We start from the raw sequence: 18,189 nt of genomic DNA, 5'->3' as shown, positions 1-18,189 counted from the left end.
TTGTCGTTAAAAACATTGTACCGTAAAAGGACTGTTATATGGCCTTTTTACTTTTACACAATTATACGGACTTTATCAATTGAAATCTTCGATTTTATAATATCTTTTTTTATGAATAAGAATATCTCTGTAAAAGTAAAGACTTGAATGAAATTTACTTTTTAGTTTGGCATCTGCCTTTTTACAAAATAGTTTTGCCTTTTTAGACATTTCTTTCAGCTGTTTTTCTTTTTCTTTTTGAGATAGTTTATCGAAATTCTCTTTATTCTTAGAAAAAGATTGGTAACTTTCCGCTGTTAAAAGTCTATAGAGATTAGAAAGATGAAAGCAAACACTTATTTCTTTTTCATTGTTTGATAAGAAAAGATTAGCTTCCTTTTTCTTATAAGATATGAAAAAGGAAGCTTCTATATCTCTCAAAATCTCATGAGTAGAAGGTATTTTAATTTCATTCATGATTTAATAACCTATTTATAAGTCCTAGAGTTCGTTAACAACATAGTCAAATAGCATTTTATCTTTGGGGCGATTCTCAAAGAGAAATTCAGGATGCCATTGAACACCAAGATAAGGAAAGCCGTCCGTAGTGGTCACAGCCTCAATGATTCCATCTTTAGGATCATGTGCTACAACCTTAAGATTTGAGGCTAGATCTTTAATGCTCTGGTGGTGGAAGGAGTTGATGTGAGAGATTTCTCCATAGATTTCTCGGAGAATGGTATCAGGTTCCGTTACGAGGCGTTGGGTAGTGTATTCGGCTGAACAGTCCTGCCAATGATCCTCAATATCTTGGTGAAGCGTGCCTCCCATGGCGACATTGAAAAGTTGAGTACCCCGACAAACAGAGAAAATTGGCTTCTTTTGCTTAATCGCTTCTTTGATAAGTGCTAGTTCAAAAATATCTCTTTGAAGGTGGTAGTCATCACTATCAATAGCCTTTGGTTCACCATAGTATTTTGGATCAACATTTTGCCCACCCGTTAGGATGAGCTTATCAATGATACTGATGTAATAGGCAGCCATTTCTTGATCACCAATCGGTAGGATGATTGGAATTCCGCCAGCGTCCTTGACTCCTTCAATAAATCCCTTCGCTGCATAGCTCATCATGATGTCATCATCTGGATGAGTTTTTTCATTTCCTGTAATCCCAATAACTGGTTTTTTCATAAATGCTTTCGCTTTCTAATCCTCTTTACGCATAAAATAGAGGAGGGTTTGGAGTTCACTTGTCAAATCAACATACTGAACGACCACATCTTTTGGGAGGTGAAGGTGAACAGGGGAAAAGCTGAGAATACCTTTTATACCAGCATCAACCAAAAGATTGGCAACTTCTTGTGATTTAACACTTGGAACTGTTAGGATAGCAGTTTTGACATCTGCTTCTTTGATTTTTTCTTTAATCTGAGAGATACCATAGATTGGAATCCCATCAGGCGTCTGGCTTCCAACTTCTGGATGGTCATCTAGGTCAAAGGCCATGATAATTTTCATCTTGTTACGCTCATGGAAGCGGTAGTGGAGAAGGGCATGGCCCATATTTCCAATCCCAACCAACATAACATTTGTAATGGAGTTATCATTTAGGAGGTCAGCAAAAAAATTCATCAATTTTTTGACATCGTAACCAAAACCTCGACGACCTAGTTCACCAAAATAGGAAAAATCCCGACGAACGGTCGCAGAATCGATACCGATAGCCTCTGCAATTTGCTTGGAGTTGGCACGTTCGATTTTTTCTGCATGAAATCGCTTGAAAATTCGGTAGTAAAGAGAGAGTCTTTTTGCTGTTGCTTTTGGAATAGCAGACTGTTTATCTTTCACAAAATCACAACCTTTCTATTCTTCTATTTTATAGAAACATTGTGAAAAAATCAACAAAAACAAGAAAAAACTAAGAAATTTCTTAGTTTTTATCTGAAAAATGAGCTTGTGATAGAAAACGGTAGAGATCGCCAACCAATCCTTGATAAATCACCTTATCATTCAGCGTTAAGGAGCTGATTAGGAGAGTATCAGGTAGGGTCACACAGCCTGATAGAGATAACATAAGCTCTTCGTAATCCTTATATTCAAGTGTACGTTCTACGTGATAGTTATCTTGATAGGTAAGTCGATACATAGTCAATTATCTTTCTTCTTTAGTGAAGATACCGCGTTCTACTAAACTGTCCATGAGGAAGTAGAATTTTTCCTGATGAATGTGGTGGTCTTCTGATTTAAAGATATTAACCAAACGAAGGCCTGACTTGTCAGTGATGTTGAGTTTAGCACCTGTAAGGTCTTTGTTGATGATGATTTTTAGCTTGAAACCTTCACCGCTGTTGGGTACTTTCTCAAGCAAACGAGTCAGTTCGAAGTTTCCAACTTTTGTTTCAAAGAAAGTATTATCTTTCAGTGTGAACTTTTTGACAGTTGGGCTAAGTGTGTAGTCGTAGCGGCAGTTTTGTAGTTTAATGGTTTTTTCGAATGCCATTAGATTAATCTCCAATAATATTTTTTAAGGTTTGTGCGAGTTGTATCAGTTCATCCTCGGTGTTAAGAGGAGAGAGACTGATACGGACAGATTCTTTCAATCGATGTGAATCTGGTCCATAAAATGCTTCAAGTACATGACTGGTTTGCACAATACCAGCAGTACAAGCCGAACCGGTAGAAATTGAAATTCCTTCAAGATCTAACCGAAGTAAAAGTAAATCATTTTTCTGACCAGGAAAACCGATATTAAAAACATAAGGCAGTTGGTCTTGACTTTCATTGAGATAGTAGTCTAAATCGGAAATCTCTTTTAGAAAAATAGATTTAAGTGCGCTTAGTTTTTGGTAATGCTCAACTTGGTCATTCAAATCCTCTTTGAGAGCAGAGACCATACCTACAATGGCAGCGAGGTTTTCTGTTCCAGCCCGTTTCTTTTGTTCTTGGTCTCCACCGTGAAGGTAGGAATCAAAGTCCGCGGAAGAAGCATAAAGAAATCCGACTCCTTTTGGTCCATGGAATTTGTGGGCAGAAGCGCTGAGGAAATCAATTCCTAACTCCTCTGGATGGATAGGAATTTTCCCAATAGCTTGAACAGCATCTACATGATATGCAGCAGGATGATCTTTTAAAATACGTCCAATCTCAGCGATAGGTAAGAGACTTCCTGTTTCATTATTAGCATACATGGTGGAAACGAGAATGGTATCGTCACGTAAGGCTTTTTGAATTTGCTGGGCAGTTATCTCTTGATTTACTGGTTGGATGATAGTTGCTTCAAAACCAAAATGTTGCACCAGATAATCGATAGTTTCAAGTACAGAATGGTGTTCAATAGCTGTCGTGATGATATGTCTTCCACGATTTTGATGACGGAGACAATAGCCGATAATGGCTGTATTGTTACTTTCTGTACCGCCAGACGTGAAAAAGATATGTTGAGGTTTGGTTCCTAGCAAGTGGGCTAAGTCCTGACGAGCCTCTCGCAAGAGTTTGCCAGCCTGCCGACCATGACTATGAATACTAGAAGGATTACCATGAGTTTCTTGCATGACCTTGGTCATTTCAGAAATAGCTACTGCTGACATAGGAGTCGTAGCAGCATTGTCCAAATAAATCAAAGAATCACCTTATTTCTTTTTGTTGTAAGCAAAGAGTGGGCTGACTGGTTTTCTTTCATGGATGCGGACGATAGCATCACCAATTAATTCGCTAGCAGTAATGTAGCATACATTTTCTGGAGTTCTTTCTTTGGTTGCTACTGAGTCTGTCACAAGGATTTCTTTGATGTTTGTAGCGTCAAGAAGGTCTGCTGCACCTTCAACAAATAAACCGTGACTAGAAACTGCATAAATCTCAGTTGCACCTTCACGTTCAACGATTTTGGCTGCTTCAGAGAAAGTACGACCAGTATTTAGGATATCGTCAATCAAGATAGCCTTCTTGCCTTCAACATCCCCAATGATATAGCCTTCGTTACGATCAGAATCGTCTTGGGCGTAGTCAATGATAGCAATAGGAGCATCAAGGTATTCAGCCAAACTACGTGCACGTTTAACACCAGAGTTCTTTGGACTGACAACAACAACATCAGAACCAAGAAGTCCTTTATCACAGTAGTGCTTAGCAAATAGAGGAACAGTATAAAGATTGTCTACAGGAATATCAAAGAAACCTTGGACCTGAACAGCGTGGAGGTCAAGCGTTAGAACACGGCTTACACCAGCTTTGACAAGCATATTGGCAACTAGTTTTGCAGTGAGGGGTTCGCGAGAAGAAGCGATACGATCCTGACGCGCATAACCAAAGTAAGGGAGGACAACGTTGATACTATGAGCACTTGCACGTACACAAGCGTCAACCATGATTAACAACTCCATCAAGTGGTTGCTAACAGGGTAGCTGGTTGACTGGATGATGTAGACGTCGTAACCACGGACACTTTCTTCAATGTTGACCTGGATTTCGCCGTCAGAAAATTGACGAGAGGATAATTTCCCGAGAGGTACACCAACTGTATCAGCAATCTTTTGAGCGATTTCATGGTTAGAGTTTAGGGTGAAAAGTTTCATGTTGTTTCTATCTGACATTATAGACCGTCCTCTGTAAACTTTGTGAATCTTCTTTGAGAAAGTTTTGTTTTTCAAAGCCAGATTCTTTTATTTTTATCTTTTCTATTTTACCAAAAAAAGGAGATTATTTCAGCTTTTTTTCATGCTTTTAATAAAACGAATTAATTTTGATGGAGCTTTCTGATAAGTTATCTGATTTTCATCTAAAAATCTCTGAAAATCTTCTTTCCCTTTTTCATGGTCAGTGACTTCAAGCTCGAGTTCATAGTCCGTCTGATCAAAGTAGTGACTTTCATCTAAGGCCATTAAGCCAATCTCAGTTTTCATTTCATAACGAAGGGTGGAAAGGCAGCCTAGAACAAGCCAGTCATGGCTTTCGATGCCAATCTTAGCGAGCTTCTCTAGAACGAGCCCTTGAGGTAGTTTTTGTTTTTCTAGGTATGATTCAGCTTCTGGAAGAGTTAGTTTCTGGTTGTATTCCATATTTCCTACAGTTTGAGGCACTTTTAAGGTCAATTCCGCCCAATCTGAAAAGGTGCGAATGCGCATGGCAACCTTCTTTTCACGCAATTGGAAATCTGGCGTGTCAATGTAGTAGTTTTTCTGAAGGACGGGTTGGATATGGGAAAACTGTTTTTTTAGATGATCATATTCCTCTTTTTTCAGAAGTGTTTTCAATTCTATTTCTAAATGTTTCATTTTTTCAACCTTTTCTATATCTTTGAAAGCGATTTATGGTATAATGTACAATGTATTTATTGTATAAGATTGTAGTGAAAAAATCAAAAATTTTTAACAGCACAATCTCATACTAAAAGGGAGAAAATATGACCATAGAATGGGAAGAATTTTTAGATCCTTACATTCAGGCTGTTGGTGAATTGAAGATCAAACTTCGGGGAATTCGCAAACAGTACCGTAAGCAAAACAAGCATTCTCCGATTGAGTTTGTAACGGGTCGGGTAAAACCGATTGAAAGTATCAAAGAAAAAATGGCTCGTCGAGGAATTACTTATGCAACTCTGGAAAATGACTTGCAAGATATCGCAGGGCTACGTGTCATGGTTCAGTTTGTTGATGACGTGGAAGAAGTTGTTGCAATTCTACGTAAACGTCACGATATGAGAGTCTTTCAGGAACGAGACTATATCACTCATCGTAAGGCTTCGGGCTATCGTTCTTATCACGTGGTTGTCGAGTACACGGTTGATACGATCAACGGAGCGAAGACGATTTTGGCGGAAATTCAAATACGGACTTTGGCCATGAATTTCTGGGCTACGATTGAACACTCGCTCAATTATAAATATCAAGGCGATTTTCCAGAAGAAATCAGGAAAAGACTGGAAATCACGGCCAAAATAGCCTATCAACTGGATGAAGAAATGGGTAAGATTCGTGATGATATCCAGGAAGCGCAGGCTCTCTTTGATCCATTGAGCAGAAAACTAAACGATGGTGTAGGAAATAGTGACGATACAGATGAAGAATACAGGTAAACGAGTTGACCTCATAGCAAATAGAAAGCCACAAAGTCAGAAGGTCTTGCATGAGCTGAGGGAAAAACTCAAGAAACAACATTTTATACTGAACGATACCAATCCCGACATCGTCATTTCGATTGGTGGCGATGGAATGCTTTTGTCTGCCTTTCACAAGTATGAGAATCAGTTAGACAAGGTTCGATTTGTAGGTGTTCATACAGGGCATTTGGGATTTTACACAGATTATCGTGATTTTGAGCTGGATCAGTTGGTGACCAATCTTTTACTAGATACTGGTGCCAAAGTTTCCTATCCAGTCTTGAATGTCAAGGTAACGCTTGAAAATGGAGAAGTGAAAATCTTCCGTGCTTTAAATGAAGCCAGTATCCGTCGATCAGATCGCACCATGGTTGCGGATATCATCATTAACCATGTTCCGTTTGAGAGATTTCGTGGAGATGGAGTGACTGTTTCAACGCCAACGGGAAGTACTGCCTACAACAAGTCCTTGGGTGGAGCTGTCTTGCATCCGACCATTGAAGCCTTGCAGTTGACGGAAATAGCAAGCCTCAATAACCGAGTCTATCGCACTTTGGGATCATCGATCATTATTCCCAAAAAAGATAAGATTGAACTTTTGCCGACACGCAATGATTACCATACGATATCAGTCGATAACAGCATCTATTCCTTCCGTAATATCGAACGGATTGAGTATCAAATTGACCATCATAAGATTCACTTCGTAGCGACTCCAAGCCACACTAGTTTCTGGAATCGTGTCAAAGATGCCTTCATTGGCGAGGTGGATGAATGAGGTTCGAATTTATCGCAGATGAACACGTCAAAGTCAAAACTTTCCTCAAGAAACATGAGGTTTCCAAGGGACTTTTGGCTAAGATTAAGTTTCGAGGCGGGGCTATTCTGGTCAATGGCCAACCTCAAAATGCTACTTATCTCTTAGATATTGGAGACAAGGTAACTATTGACATTCCAGCAGAGGAAGGATTTGAGAGCCTTGAAGCTATTGATCGACCACTCGATATCTTGTATGAGGATGACCATTTTCTGGTTTTGAATAAGCCTTATGGAGTGGCTTCCATCCCCAGTGTCAATCACTCCAATACCGTTGCTAATTTTATCAAGGGCTACTATGTCAAGCAAAACTATGAAAACCAGCAAGTTCACATCGTGACTAGGCTTGATAGAGATACATCTGGTTTGATGCTTTTTGCCAAGCACGGCTACGCTCATGCACGTTTAGACAAGCAACTGCAACGAAAGTCTATCGAGAAACGCTACTTTGCTTTGGTTAAAGGAGCTGGTGTCTTGGAGCCTGAAGGGGAGATTATCGCCCCGATTGCGCGTGATGAAGATTCCATTATCACGAGACGGGTTGCAAAAGGTGGGAAATACGCCCATACATCTTACAAAGTTGTCGCGTCTTATGGAAATATTCACCTAGTTGATATTCGCCTGCATACTGGACGAACTCATCAGATCCGAGTGCATTTTTCTCATATCGGTTTTCCTTTGTTGGGAGACGATTTGTATGGTGGTAGTCTGGATGATGGTATCCAACGTCAGGCTCTGCATTGCCATTATTTATCTTTTTATCATCCTTTTCTAGAGCAAGATTTGCAATTAGAAAGCCCCTTACCGGATGATTTCAGCAATCTTATTACTCAGTTATCGACTAATACTCTTTAAAAATTGTTTGGAGTATAATTTATTTTCTTAAAGGAGAAAACTCATGGAAGTTTTTGAAAGTCTCAAAGCCAACCTAGTTGGCAAAAATGCTCGTATCGTTCTCCCTGAAGGGGAAGAACCTCGTATTCTTCAAGCGACAAAACGCTTGGTAAAAGAAACAGAAGTGATTCCTGTTTTGCTCGGAAACCCTGAAAAAATTAAAATTTATCTCGAAATCGAAGGGATCATGGATGGTTATGAAGTGATTGATCCCCAACATTATCCTCAATTTGAAGAAATGGTTGCTGCCTTGGTAGAGCGTCGTAAGGGCAAAATGACTGAAGAAGAAGCGCGCAAAGTTTTGGTTGAAGACGTCAATTACTTTGGTGTGATGCTAGTCTACTTGGGCTTGGTTGACGGTATGGTATCAGGTGCGATTCACTCAACTGCCTCAACAGTTCGCCCAGCCCTTCAAATCATCAAAACTCGTCCAAATGTAACTCGTACTTCAGGTGCCTTCCTCATGGTACGTGGTACGGAACGTTACCTATTTGGTGACTGTGCCATTAACATCAATCCAGATGCAGAAGCCTTGGCTGAAATTGCGATCAATTCAGCAATCACAGCTAAGATGTTTGGTATTGAACCTAAAATTGCAATGCTAAGCTATTCTACTAAAGGTTCAGGATTTGGTGAAAGTGTTGATAAGGTCGTAGAAGCAACTAAAATTGCTCACGACTTGCGCCCTGACCTTGAGATTGATGGTGAATTGCAATTTGACGCTGCCTTTGTTCCTGAAACTGCAGCTCTAAAAGCTCCAGGAAGTAACGTAGCTGGTCAAGCAAATGTCTTTATCTTCCCAGGTATCGAAGCAGGAAATATCGGTTACAAGATGGCTGAGCGCCTTGGTGGTTTTGCGGCTGTAGGACCTGTTTTGCAAGGTTTGAACAAACCTGTTAACGACCTTTCTCGTGGATGTAATGCAGATGATGTGTACAAGTTGACCCTTATCACAGCAGCTCAAGCAGTTCATCAATAAGATTTAGTCCTCTTTCCCATGGGAAGAGGCTTTTTAGTACTGAGAGAAGGACAGTTAGAAGCTTCTATGTTATACTAGATATATGTTAGATTTGAAAGAATACGGTGTTGACATGTGGCCAGAGGAGAAGATTTCCTCTTTCCGTGAGAAACTCCTCAACTGGTACGATGAAAACAAACGGGATTTACCCTGGCGAAGAAGTAAAAATCCTTATCACATATGGGTATCTGAAATCATGCTTCAGCAGACCAGAGTGGATACAGTTATCCCATACTACGAACGATTCTTGGACTGGTTTCCAACTGTTGAAAGTCTTGCGAATGCCCCTGAAGAGCGTTTGTTGAAGGCTTGGGAGGGATTAGGCTATTATTCTCGAGTGCGCAATATGCAGGCTGCAGCTCAGCAGATTATGGCTGACTTTGGTGGTCAATTTCCAAACACCTATGAAGGAATATCTTGCCTGAAAGGGATTGGCCCTTATACTGCGGGAGCTATTTCCAGTATCGCTTTTAATTTGCCTGAGCCAGCGGTCGATGGCAATGTCATGCGAGTTTTGGCACGTTTGTTTGAGGTTAATCATGATATCGGAGTTCCCAGCAATCGAAAGATTTTCCAAGCTATGATGGAAATCTTGATTGACCCGAAACGACCAGGTGATTTTAACCAAGCTCTGATGGATTTAGGTTCTGACATAGAGGCACCAGTTAACCCTCGACCAGAAGAAAGCCCTGTTAAGGAATTTAGCGCAGCCTATCAGAATGGGACCATGGATGTATATCCGATTAAAGAACCCAAGAAAAAGCCTCTCCCAATTTATCTCAAGGCTTTGGTTGTACGCAATGACCGTGGTCAATATCTACTTGAGAAAAATGAAAGCGAGAAACTACTAGCCGGTTTTTGGCATTTTCCATTGATTGAAGTTGATGATTTCTCAAGTGATGACGATCAGATAGATCTCTTTTCTCAAGTCAAAGAGGAAAGCAGAGCATTTGGACCAAGTCCTCAAGAAAACTTTGAGCAGGATTATGATTTAGAAGTGAATTGGTCCCAGCAAGTATTTGACCAGGTCAAGCATGTATTTAGTCATCGGAAATGGCATATTCAAATCCTATCAGGTCAGGTGACAGGGTCAAAACAGTTCTCCGACAGAGAAATTCGCTGGGTTTCTCCTCAGGAGTTTTCTGACTATCCACTTGCGAAACCTCAACAAAAAATTTGGAAGGCTTATAAAACAACTTTTGGAGATAAAGGCCTACAGTAGCCATTTGTGCCTTCTTTGCATTTTTTTGTTATAATAGATAGAGAAAAGGTGATAAAATGAAAAAAATATTAATTGTAGATGATGAGAAACCAATCTCAGATATTATTAAGTTTAATATGGCCAAGGAAGGTTATGAAGTCGTTACAGCCTTCAATGGTCGTGAGGCAATCGAGCTATTTGAAGCCGAGCAACCCGACATTATTATCCTAGACTTGATGCTACCTGAAATTGATGGTTTAGAAGTAGCCAAAGCCATTCGCAAGACCAGTAGTGTTCCTATCATTATGCTGTCAGCTAAGGATAGCGAGTTTGACAAGGTTATTGGTTTGGAACTAGGGGCAGATGATTATGTCACAAAGCCCTTCTCAAATCGTGAGTTGCAGGCGCGTGTCAAGGCTTTACTTCGCCGTACCGACTTGGTTTCAGTTGATAGTCAAGAGTCTGATGAGAAGAAATCCCAGCCACTTCAGATTGGCGATTTGGAAATTGTTCCAGACGCTTACGTGGCCAAAAAATACGGTGAGGAATTAGATTTGACCCACCGTGAGTTTGAGCTCTTATATCACTTGGCTTCCCATATTGGACAAGTGATTACGCGTGAACACTTGCTTGAGACTGTTTGGGGTTATGATTATTTTGGTGATGTTCGTACAGTGGACGTGACCATTAGACGTTTACGTGAAAAAATTGAAGATACTCCAAGCCGTCCAGAGTATATCCTCACCCGTCGTGGTGTTGGCTACTATATGAGAAATAATGATTGAAGATATTAGACAAACTATTCTGACCAGTGATTTTATCTTTATCTTGATTTTACTTGGCTTTATCTTGGTGGTAACCTTGCTCTTACTAGAAAATCGTCGAGATAATATCCGTCTGAAGGAGATAAATCAAAAGGTTAAGGACTTGATTGCAGGTGATTATTCTCAAGTTTTGGACTTACAAGGCAGTACAGAAATCACCAATATTAGCAATAATCTGAACGATTTGTCAGAAGTTATTCGTTTGACCCAAGAAAATCTGGAACAAGAGAGTAAACGATTGAACAGTATTCTTTCTTACATGACAGATGGCGTTCTTGCGACCAATCGCCGTGGCCAGATTACTATGATCAACGATATGGCCAAGAAACAGCTCGGTGTGCAGAAAGAAGATGTTCTGAATAAAAGCATCCTCGAATTGCTTAAGATAGAAGATGAGTATGAGTTGCGTGACCTGATTACACAGATTCCTGAGTTGACGATTGACTCCCAGGATGTGAATGGTGAATATCTAAGCCTTCGTGTACGTTTTGCTCTGGTTCGCCGTGAGTCAGGTTTTATCTCTGGTTTGGTTGCCGTTTTACATGATACGACCGAACAGGAGAAGGAAGAGCGTGAGCGAAGACTCTTTGTTTCTAACGTGAGTCACGAGTTGCGAACTCCTTTGACCAGTGTTAAATCTTATCTTGAAGCCTTGGACGAGGGAGCCCTGTATGATCCTGTTGCTCCTGATTTTATCAAGGTTTCACTCGATGAAACCAACCGTATGATGCGTATGGTGACAGATCTCTTACATCTCTCTCGTATTGATAATGCGACTACTCAGTTGGATGTGGAGTTGATTAACTTTACAGCCTTCATCACCTTTATTCTCAACCGCTTTGATAAGATGAGAAGTCAGGATGACGAGAAAAAATATGAACTTGTTAGAGATTACCCAATCAATTCAGTTTGGATCGAGATTGATACCGATAAAATGACTCAGGTGATTGATAATATTCTCAACAATGCTATCAAGTACTCACCAGATGGTGGGAAAATTATTGTCAGCATGAAGACCACTGATGACCAGATGATTTTATCCATCAAAGACCAAGGTCTAGGTATTCCAAAGCAAGATTTGCCGAAGATCTTTGACCGATTCTACCGTGTGGATCGTGCAAGAAGTCGGGCTCAAGGTGGAACCGGTCTAGGTCTGGCTATCGCAAAAGAAATCATCAAACAACACAATGGCTTTATATGGGCCAAAAGTGAATACGGTAAGGGCTCAACCTTTACAATAGTGCTCCCTTATGATAAGGATGCCGTAAAAGAAGAAATATGGGAGGACGAAATAGAAGACCAGAATGAGTGAAAAAGGCTTTAAATACAGTATTTTAGCATCAGGTTCTAGTGGGAATTCCTTTTACCTGGAAACCCCAAAAAAGAAAATCCTAGTAGATGCGGGCTTGTCTGGTAAGAAAATTACCAGCCTGCTAGCTGAAATCAATCGCAAACCTGAAGATTTGGATGCAATTTTGATTACGCATGAGCATTCAGACCATATTCATGGGGTCGGTGTCTTGGCTCGTAAATATGGCATGGATCTTTACGCCAATGAAAAGACTTGGCAGGCTATGGAAAATAGCAAGTATCTTGGCAAGGTTGATTCTTCGCAAAAGCATATCTTTGAAATGGGTAAAACCAAAACCTTTGGCGATATCGACATTGAAAGTTTTGGTGTTAGCCATGATGCGGCAGCACCACAGTTTTACCGATTTATGAAAGACGACAAGAGTTTTGTCGTGTTGACCGATACAGGCTATGTAAGTGACCGTATGGCTGGAATAGTCGAAAATGCGGACGGTTATCTCATAGAGTCCAACCACGATGTAGAGATTTTGCGAGCAGGATCTTATGCTTGGCGACTCAAACAGCGAATTCTATCGGATCTCGGTCACCTTTCTAACGAGGATGGTGCTGAGGCCATGATTCGTGCCATGGGAAATCGGACTAAGAAAATCTATCTTGGACATTTGTCCAAAGAGAACAATATTAAGGAGCTGGCTCATATGACTATGGTCAACCAGCTAGCACAAGCTGATCTGGGAGTAGGAGTAGACTTTAAGGTTTATGATACCTCACCAGATACCGCAACACCATTGACAGACATATAAAAAGAAGGCGAGAGCCTTCTTTTCTTATGTTTAGTTATTATTTTCTAGTCCAAACACCATTTAAAATATGATATAATAAGGTTTATAGTACGAGAAAGGTTGCCTTATGACGATAGATATTAGTGAAGAAAAGTTGGCTATGGAGTCTGCTGGCTTATTAAAAATTCTTTTAAAAGATCGAACGACCAAGAAAAATATTGTTTGGGCGACTCATTCTTATGAATTGTTGGGAAAGGGATTTGCTCCAAGTGATCGCATCACTCCAAGTAGGGTGACGGGAACCTATGCAAACTTGATTCAACCCCGATCAGAAAAGTCTAAGTATGAGCAAAAAGACCGAACCAAGATTAGAGCCGAAGTCTTTACGCCTACTTGGTTAGTTGAAAAGCAAAATGGCTATGTGGAAGCTGAACTTGAAGCTCTGGATCTTGAAGATTATATCCAAGTGCGCTGGCTAGAAATCACCTGTGGTGAAGCACCTTATATGGTAACTCGCTATGATACAGTGACTGGTGAGGAAATTCCATTATCTGAGCGAGTTGGTTTTGTTGATAGAAAATTGCAGCGCATTAGTCGTGAGGTCTCAGATGAAGTCACCTTTTATGAACTTGTAAAAAAAGCTTATCGAGCTTCTTATGGTTATGAGTATCAAGGAGATTCTCTCCTTTTGGCGCGTGAAAATCTTTTAGCGACCTTCGAGGATTACTATCTTGCAAAGACTGGAAATCAACCGACCTTAGAGCAAAAGAAAGAAATTGCGACTATTATATCCTACAATGTCTTTCAGATGGATGGATTGAAAAAAAACAGTCCCTACTCAGCTACACAAGGACAATCTCAACAGTTAAGCTTGTTTTCCGATGAGTTGGAAGTAGAACAAGCAGAAGAATCTAAAACCCAAATCAAAGACTGGAAAAAGAATAAAATGATAGGTTTTGAGCGCCTATCTAGTGAGGAAAGTGAAATGAAATTTGATGTCGTGATAGGAAATCCGCCATATCAGGAAACAGGAGAAGCTAGGGATGAACCAGTTTATCACTTTTTTATTGATGAAGCTATTAAAATCGCAGATAAATCGATACTAATCACTCCAGCAAGATTTTTATTTAAAGCTGGTCAAACCCCTAAAAATTGGATGGAAAAGATGCTTGAAGACAAGCATTTAAAAGTTCAATTCTATGAACTTAAAAGCGGTAAAGTATTTACAGGAACGGATATAAAGGGTGGAGTAGCAATAACTTATCGTGATGCTGATAAAGATTTGGGACCAATCGGAGTATTTACTATTTTTGAATCTTTGAATAGTATTGTAAAAAAAATCGAAAAACATCCAGACTTTAAAACTTTTTCTGATTTAGTTTATCCTCAAGGTATTTATAGATTTTCAAATCAACTTTTTTCTGATTATCCAAATGCTGAAAATCTGCAAGGAAAAGGGACAAAAAATAAAATTGTTTCGAAATCACTAACTCAGTTAGATTTTGTTTTCAAAAACAAAGAAGAAAAAGACCATGTTGCTCTACTTGGAAGAATTGGTTCCGAACGTGTTTATCGATATATTAATAAAAAATATTTAGATTTACCGGAAACATTCGAAAATTATAATGTTTTTGTACCAGAAGCTAATGGAAGTGGTGCCTTAGGTGAAGTATTATCAACACCCCTAATCGGGGAACCCCTAATCGGGCATACAGATACTTTTTTATCTATTGGTAATTTTAAAACAAAATTTGAAGCCGATGCTTGTATTAAATTTATTAAAACTAAATTCGCTAGAGTATTATTAGGTGTTTTGAAAGTTACTCAGCATAACTCACGCAAAACTTGGTATTACGTTCCACTCCAAGACTTCACGGTCAATTCGGACATTGATTGGACGCAATCAGTAGCTGATATTGACCGTCAGCTCTATCAAAAATATGGTCTTTCTCCAGAGGAAATTGCCTTTATTGAGACTCATGTACGGGAGATGGATTAATGGTAGAAATTAAAACCTCAAAAGAGATTCATCCTAAAATCTATGCCTACACCACACCGACAGTAACTAGCAATGAGGGATGGATTAAGATTGGTTATACAGAACGGGATGTCACGCAACGGATTAAAGAACAAACGCATACTGCTCATATAGATACAGATGTCTTATGGACTGGGGATGCCGCCTATACGGAAGAACCTGATAAGGGAAAGACTTTTAAGGACCATGATTTCCACCATTTCCTTTCTTTCCATGATGTGGAACGTCGCCCTAAGACGGAATGGTTCTATTTTAATGGAACTCCTGAAAAATCTAAAAATCTCTTCGATAAGTTTGTTCAGCATGATTTGTCAGGGTATCAGCCCGGCCAAGGACAGAACTATAATCTGCGACAAGAGCAAGAAGAAGCAGTTTCTAAGACATTAGCTTATTTCAAGAATCATCTAGGAGGTAAGTTCCTTTGGAATGCCAAGCCACGTTTTGGTAAAACCTTATCTACCTATGACCTAGCTCGTCGAATGGATGCTGTCAATGTCCTAATCGTAACCAACAGACCTGCAATAGCTAACTCATGGTATGATGATTTTGAAAAATTCATAGCAGGTCAAACGACTTACAAGTTTGTTTCAGAATCAGACAGTCTTAAAAATCGGCCAACCTTGTCACGAAAAGAATTTGTTGGTATTTTAGATGACGATGTAAGACAACTTGCTTTTATCAGTCTCCAAGACTTGAAAGGATCTGCTTATCTTGGTGGAGAGTATAATAAACTTAAATGGGTCACAGACCTCCATTGGGATTTGTTGATTATCGATGAGGCTCATGAAGGAGTTGATACCTTCAAGACAGATCAGGCTTTTAATAAGATCCATCGAAACTTTACCTTGCATCTATCAGGAACTCCATTTAAGGCACTAGCTAAGGGAGAATTTACCGAGGAGCAGATCTACAACTGGTCTTATGCTGATGAGCAGGCAGCTAAAACTACTTGGTCGCCTGAGCAAGAAGAGGAGAATCCATATGAGAGCTTGCCTCAGTTAAATCTCTTTACCTATCAAATGTCTCAGATGATTGGAGAAGAGCTAGAAAAAGGTGCTCAACTCGATGGAGAGAATATCGACTATGCTTTTGATTTGAGTGAATTTTTCGCTACAGATGATAAAGGGAAATTTATCCATGAGCAAGATGTCAGAAATTGGTTAGATACTTTATCAAGCAATGAAAAATATCCATTTTCAACCAAAGAACTTCGAAATGAGCTAAAGCATACTTTTTGGCTTTTAGAACGTGTAGCATCAGCTAAGGCTTTAAAAGCACTACTAGAAGAACACCCCATCTACGAAAACTATGAGATTGTTCTAGCTGCTGGAGATGGACGTATGTCCGAAGAAGACGATAAAGTCAAACTCAAATCCTTAGATTTGGTTAGAAAAGCGATAGCTGATAATGATAAAACTATTACCCTATCCGTCGGTCAATTGACGACAGGTGTCACTATCCCTGAGTGGACAGGTGTATTGATGTTATCGAACATGAAATCACCTGCACTTTATATGCAGGCCGCTTTCCGTGCTCAAAATCCATACTCATGGAGTGATAAGAAAGGAAATCACTTCCGCAAAGAAAGAGCCTATGTATTTGACTTTGCGCCAGAAAGAACCCTGATTCTCTTTGATGAGTTTGCGAATAACTTATCACTTGCAACTGCAGGAGGTGGAGGAACTTCAGCAACTCGCGAAGAAAACATTAGAGAATTACTAAATTTCTTCCCTGTCATAGCTGAGGATCGTGCTGGTAAGATGGTTGAGATTGATGCTAAGGCAGTTCTGACTATACCGCGTCAGATAAAAGCTAGGGAAGTCCTCAAACGAGGATTTATGTCCAATCTCCTTTTTGATAATATCAGTGGTATTTTCCAAGCTAGTCAAACAGTTCTAGACATTTTAAATGAACTCCCAGTTGAAAAGGAAGGGAAGTTACAAACATCTTCTGAACTATTAGACTTTTCAGATGTTACAGTAGATGATGAGGGCAATGCAGTAGTTGACCATGAAATTGTAGTTAATCAGCAAATGCGACTTTTTGGTGAAAAAGTTTATGGGCTTGGTGAGTCTGTTGCTGAGTTAGTCACAAAAGATGAGGAAAGAACTCAAAAACAGCTGGTCAATGACTTGAGTAAGACCGTTTCTTCAGTAATTGTAGAGGAATTGAAGGTTGGATATGATCTGAAAACTCGGGAAACAGACCAGATCAAGAAACAAATTGTAGCAACATTTGAGAACGAAGTTCGAAAAAATGAGATAGAACGTAAAATTTCTGAAGCTCATATCAAGGAAGAGTTTCAACAAGAGCTCAAGGAAGAAAATGATAAAGAGCAAAAAGATAAGATTCAAGAAGTTCTTGAAAAACGTTTAGAAGAAAATAATCTCATTCATAAAGAAAAACTAGAACAAACACTTAAAAAAGAAGTGGAAAAAATGCCCGAGAAGTTTATTGAACAGGTTGAGATCAAACGGGTGGAACAGTTGAAACAATCAGCCCAAGATGAGATTCGGGACCATCTTCGAGGATTTGCACGAACAATTCCAAGTTTCATCATGGCATACGGTGATCAATCTCTAACACTTGATAATTTTGACACCTTTGTTCCTGAGCATGTCTTCTTTGAAGTGACTGGTATTACGATTGAACAATTTCGTTATTTGAGAGATGGTGGGCAGGATTTTGCAGGACATCTTTTTGATCGAGCAACATTTGATGAAGCCATCCAAGAATTTCTTCGCAAGAAAGAGGAGTTGGCAGATTATTTTAAAGATCAGAAAGAAGATATTTTTGACTATATTCCACCACAGAAAACTAATCAGATTTTCACTCCTAAACGTGTGGTGAAGAGAATGGTGGATGACCTTGAAAAAGAAAATCCAGGAATCTTTGATGATCCGTCTAAGACATTCATTGATTTGTACATGAAGTCAGGCCTTTATATTGCAGAGCTTGTTAAGCGGCTATATAACAGCAATGGCTTGAAAGAAGCTTTTCCAAATCCTGAAGAACGCTTAAAACATATCCTAGAAAATCAAGTTTATGGGTTTGCACCTTCAGAGATTATCTATAACATTTCGACGAATTTTATCTTTGGAAATCTCTCTCAAGATATCAGTAGAAGGAACTTTGTTTTAGAAGATACCATTCCAGCTGCCAAAGAAGGTAGAATTCAGGAATTGGTGGATAGATATTTTGAATATAATTAAAAAAGAAGGCGGAAGCCTTC

Annotated in this window: 18 protein-coding genes; 10 read left to right on the top strand and 8 right to left on the bottom strand. The window is 39.5% G+C overall.

Translation table 11 applies throughout. From position 1 onward, the window contains the following. Positions 1 to 75: 75 nt before the first annotated feature. The 8 genes from ACIY19_RS04000 to ACIY19_RS03965 all read right to left on the bottom strand — a co-directional run bounded on the left by ACIY19_RS04000 (position 76) and on the right by ACIY19_RS03965 (position 5,249). Positions 76 to 456, bottom strand: coding sequence for a hypothetical protein (locus ACIY19_RS04000; RefSeq protein ID WP_409002742.1), 381 nt, complete (start codon positions 454 to 456; stop codon positions 76 to 78). Between the two features lie 24 nt (positions 457 to 480). After that, positions 481 to 1,170 carry a gamma-glutamyl-gamma-aminobutyrate hydrolase family protein gene (locus ACIY19_RS03995; protein ID WP_070697228.1) on the bottom strand — a complete coding sequence of 230 codons (690 nt, stop codon included), beginning with the start codon at positions 1,168 to 1,170 and terminating at the stop codon, positions 481 to 483. A gap of 15 nt (positions 1,171 to 1,185) precedes the next feature. Then, positions 1,186 to 1,827 (bottom strand): redox-sensing transcriptional repressor Rex, encoded by a 642-nt coding sequence (locus tag ACIY19_RS03990; protein ID WP_000653409.1) that lies wholly within the window; start codon positions 1,825 to 1,827, stop codon positions 1,186 to 1,188. A gap of 82 nt (positions 1,828 to 1,909) precedes the next feature. Next, complete coding sequence (locus ACIY19_RS03985; RefSeq protein WP_000286093.1) at positions 1,910 to 2,125, bottom strand: DUF4649 family protein; 216 nt, start codon at positions 2,123 to 2,125, stop codon at positions 1,910 to 1,912. Between the two features lie 6 nt (positions 2,126 to 2,131). Further along, positions 2,132 to 2,479, bottom strand: coding sequence for a DUF1831 domain-containing protein (locus ACIY19_RS03980; protein WP_000863522.1), 348 nt, complete (start codon positions 2,477 to 2,479; stop codon positions 2,132 to 2,134). Positions 2,480 to 2,483: 4 nt separating this feature from the next. Next, positions 2,484 to 3,599 carry a cysteine desulfurase family protein gene (locus ACIY19_RS03975; RefSeq protein WP_084857504.1) on the bottom strand — a complete coding sequence of 372 codons (1,116 nt, stop codon included), beginning with the start codon at positions 3,597 to 3,599 and terminating at the stop codon, positions 2,484 to 2,486. Between the two features lie 9 nt (positions 3,600 to 3,608). Beyond that, positions 3,609 to 4,568: a ribose-phosphate diphosphokinase gene (locus ACIY19_RS03970; RefSeq protein WP_001283843.1), complete on the bottom strand. Its 960-nt coding sequence runs from the start codon at positions 4,566 to 4,568 to the stop codon at positions 3,609 to 3,611. Positions 4,569 to 4,679: 111 nt separating this feature from the next. Continuing rightward, positions 4,680 to 5,249: a CYTH domain-containing protein gene (locus ACIY19_RS03965; protein WP_409002741.1), complete on the bottom strand. Its 570-nt coding sequence runs from the start codon at positions 5,247 to 5,249 to the stop codon at positions 4,680 to 4,682. A gap of 128 nt (positions 5,250 to 5,377) precedes the next feature. Between ACIY19_RS03965 and ACIY19_RS03960 the strand changes: the two genes are divergently transcribed. The 10 genes from ACIY19_RS03960 to ACIY19_RS03915 all read left to right on the top strand — a co-directional run bounded on the left by ACIY19_RS03960 (position 5,378) and on the right by ACIY19_RS03915 (position 18,169). Further along, positions 5,378 to 6,049, top strand: a complete 672-nt coding sequence (locus ACIY19_RS03960) for a GTP pyrophosphokinase family protein (RefSeq protein ID WP_409002740.1) — start codon at positions 5,378 to 5,380, stop codon at positions 6,047 to 6,049. Further along, positions 6,033 to 6,851, top strand: coding sequence for an NAD kinase (locus tag ACIY19_RS03955; protein WP_061413985.1), 819 nt, complete (start codon positions 6,033 to 6,035; stop codon positions 6,849 to 6,851). The genes ACIY19_RS03960 and ACIY19_RS03955 overlap by 17 nt, the downstream gene beginning before the upstream one ends. Then, a complete protein-coding gene (locus ACIY19_RS03950; RefSeq protein ID WP_409002739.1) occupies positions 6,848 to 7,744 on the top strand; it encodes an RluA family pseudouridine synthase in 897 nt (298 codons plus the stop codon). The genes ACIY19_RS03955 and ACIY19_RS03950 overlap by 4 nt, the downstream gene beginning before the upstream one ends. Before the next feature lie 43 nt (positions 7,745 to 7,787). Further along, a complete protein-coding gene (pta, locus tag ACIY19_RS03945) occupies positions 7,788 to 8,762 on the top strand; it encodes a phosphate acetyltransferase (protein WP_084859882.1) in 975 nt (324 codons plus the stop codon). Positions 8,763 to 8,844: 82 nt separating this feature from the next. Continuing rightward, entirely contained in the window at positions 8,845 to 10,023 is a 1,179-nt protein-coding gene (gene mutY, locus ACIY19_RS03940; protein WP_409002738.1) for an A/G-specific adenine glycosylase, read from the top strand. Positions 10,024 to 10,079: 56 nt separating this feature from the next. Next, entirely contained in the window at positions 10,080 to 10,787 is a 708-nt protein-coding gene (gene yycF / locus ACIY19_RS03935; protein WP_000722057.1) for a response regulator YycF, read from the top strand. Beyond that, positions 10,780 to 12,138, top strand: coding sequence for a cell wall metabolism sensor histidine kinase VicK (gene vicK / locus ACIY19_RS03930; protein WP_409002737.1), 1,359 nt, complete (start codon positions 10,780 to 10,782; stop codon positions 12,136 to 12,138). The genes yycF and vicK overlap by 8 nt, the downstream gene beginning before the upstream one ends. Then, the gene (locus tag ACIY19_RS03925; protein ID WP_033606406.1) at positions 12,131 to 12,940 is read left to right on the top strand and encodes an MBL fold metallo-hydrolase; all 810 of its coding nucleotides are present in this window, start codon (positions 12,131 to 12,133) and stop codon (positions 12,938 to 12,940) included. The genes vicK and ACIY19_RS03925 overlap by 8 nt, the downstream gene beginning before the upstream one ends. Positions 12,941 to 13,046: 106 nt before the next feature. Beyond that, the gene (locus ACIY19_RS03920; protein WP_409002736.1) at positions 13,047 to 14,918 is read left to right on the top strand and encodes an Eco57I restriction-modification methylase domain-containing protein; all 1,872 of its coding nucleotides are present in this window, start codon (positions 13,047 to 13,049) and stop codon (positions 14,916 to 14,918) included. Next, positions 14,918 to 18,169 carry a DEAD/DEAH box helicase family protein gene (locus ACIY19_RS03915; protein WP_409002735.1) on the top strand — a complete coding sequence of 1,084 codons (3,252 nt, stop codon included), beginning with the start codon at positions 14,918 to 14,920 and terminating at the stop codon, positions 18,167 to 18,169. Before ACIY19_RS03920 ends, ACIY19_RS03915 begins: the two co-directional genes overlap by 1 nt. The last annotated feature ends 20 nt before the right edge of the window (positions 18,170 to 18,189 follow it).

Origin of the sequence: Streptococcus sp. ST14 (assembly GCF_046098195.1) — a bacterium.
Taxonomy (GTDB): Bacteria; Bacillota; Bacilli; order Lactobacillales; family Streptococcaceae; genus Streptococcus.
This window is presented reverse-complemented; position numbering and strand designations above follow the sequence as displayed.

Bases quoted from the DNA above. Each gene is read 5' to 3' on its own strand.
- ACIY19_RS03980 (WP_000863522.1), bottom strand. From the start codon at position 2,479: ATGGCATTCGAAAAAACCATTAAACTACAAAACTGCCGCTACGACTAC.
- ACIY19_RS03955 (WP_061413985.1), top strand. From the start codon at position 6,033: ATGAAGAATACAGGTAAACGAGTTGACCTCATAGCAAATAGAAAGCCA.
- ACIY19_RS03920 (WP_409002736.1), top strand. From the start codon at position 13,047: ATGACGATAGATATTAGTGAAGAAAAGTTGGCTATGGAGTCTGCTGGC.
- ACIY19_RS03985 (WP_000286093.1), bottom strand. From the start codon at position 2,125: ATGTATCGACTTACCTATCAAGATAACTATCACGTAGAACGTACACTT.
- ACIY19_RS03970 (WP_001283843.1), bottom strand. From the start codon at position 4,568: ATGTCAGATAGAAACAACATGAAACTTTTCACCCTAAACTCTAACCAT.
- mutY (WP_409002738.1), top strand. From the start codon at position 8,845: ATGTTAGATTTGAAAGAATACGGTGTTGACATGTGGCCAGAGGAGAAG.
- ACIY19_RS04000 (WP_409002742.1), bottom strand. From the start codon at position 456: ATGAATGAAATTAAAATACCTTCTACTCATGAGATTTTGAGAGATATA.
- ACIY19_RS03915 (WP_409002735.1), top strand. From the start codon at position 14,918: ATGGTAGAAATTAAAACCTCAAAAGAGATTCATCCTAAAATCTATGCC.
- ACIY19_RS03995 (WP_070697228.1), bottom strand. From the start codon at position 1,170: ATGAAAAAACCAGTTATTGGGATTACAGGAAATGAAAAAACTCATCCA.
- ACIY19_RS03965 (WP_409002741.1), bottom strand. From the start codon at position 5,249: ATGAAACATTTAGAAATAGAATTGAAAACACTTCTGAAAAAAGAGGAA.
- ACIY19_RS03960 (WP_409002740.1), top strand. From the start codon at position 5,378: ATGACCATAGAATGGGAAGAATTTTTAGATCCTTACATTCAGGCTGTT.
- pta (WP_084859882.1), top strand. From the start codon at position 7,788: ATGGAAGTTTTTGAAAGTCTCAAAGCCAACCTAGTTGGCAAAAATGCT.
- vicK (WP_409002737.1), top strand. From the start codon at position 10,780: ATGATTGAAGATATTAGACAAACTATTCTGACCAGTGATTTTATCTTT.
- ACIY19_RS03925 (WP_033606406.1), top strand. From the start codon at position 12,131: ATGAGTGAAAAAGGCTTTAAATACAGTATTTTAGCATCAGGTTCTAGT.
- ACIY19_RS03950 (WP_409002739.1), top strand. From the start codon at position 6,848: ATGAGGTTCGAATTTATCGCAGATGAACACGTCAAAGTCAAAACTTTC.
- yycF (WP_000722057.1), top strand. From the start codon at position 10,080: ATGAAAAAAATATTAATTGTAGATGATGAGAAACCAATCTCAGATATT.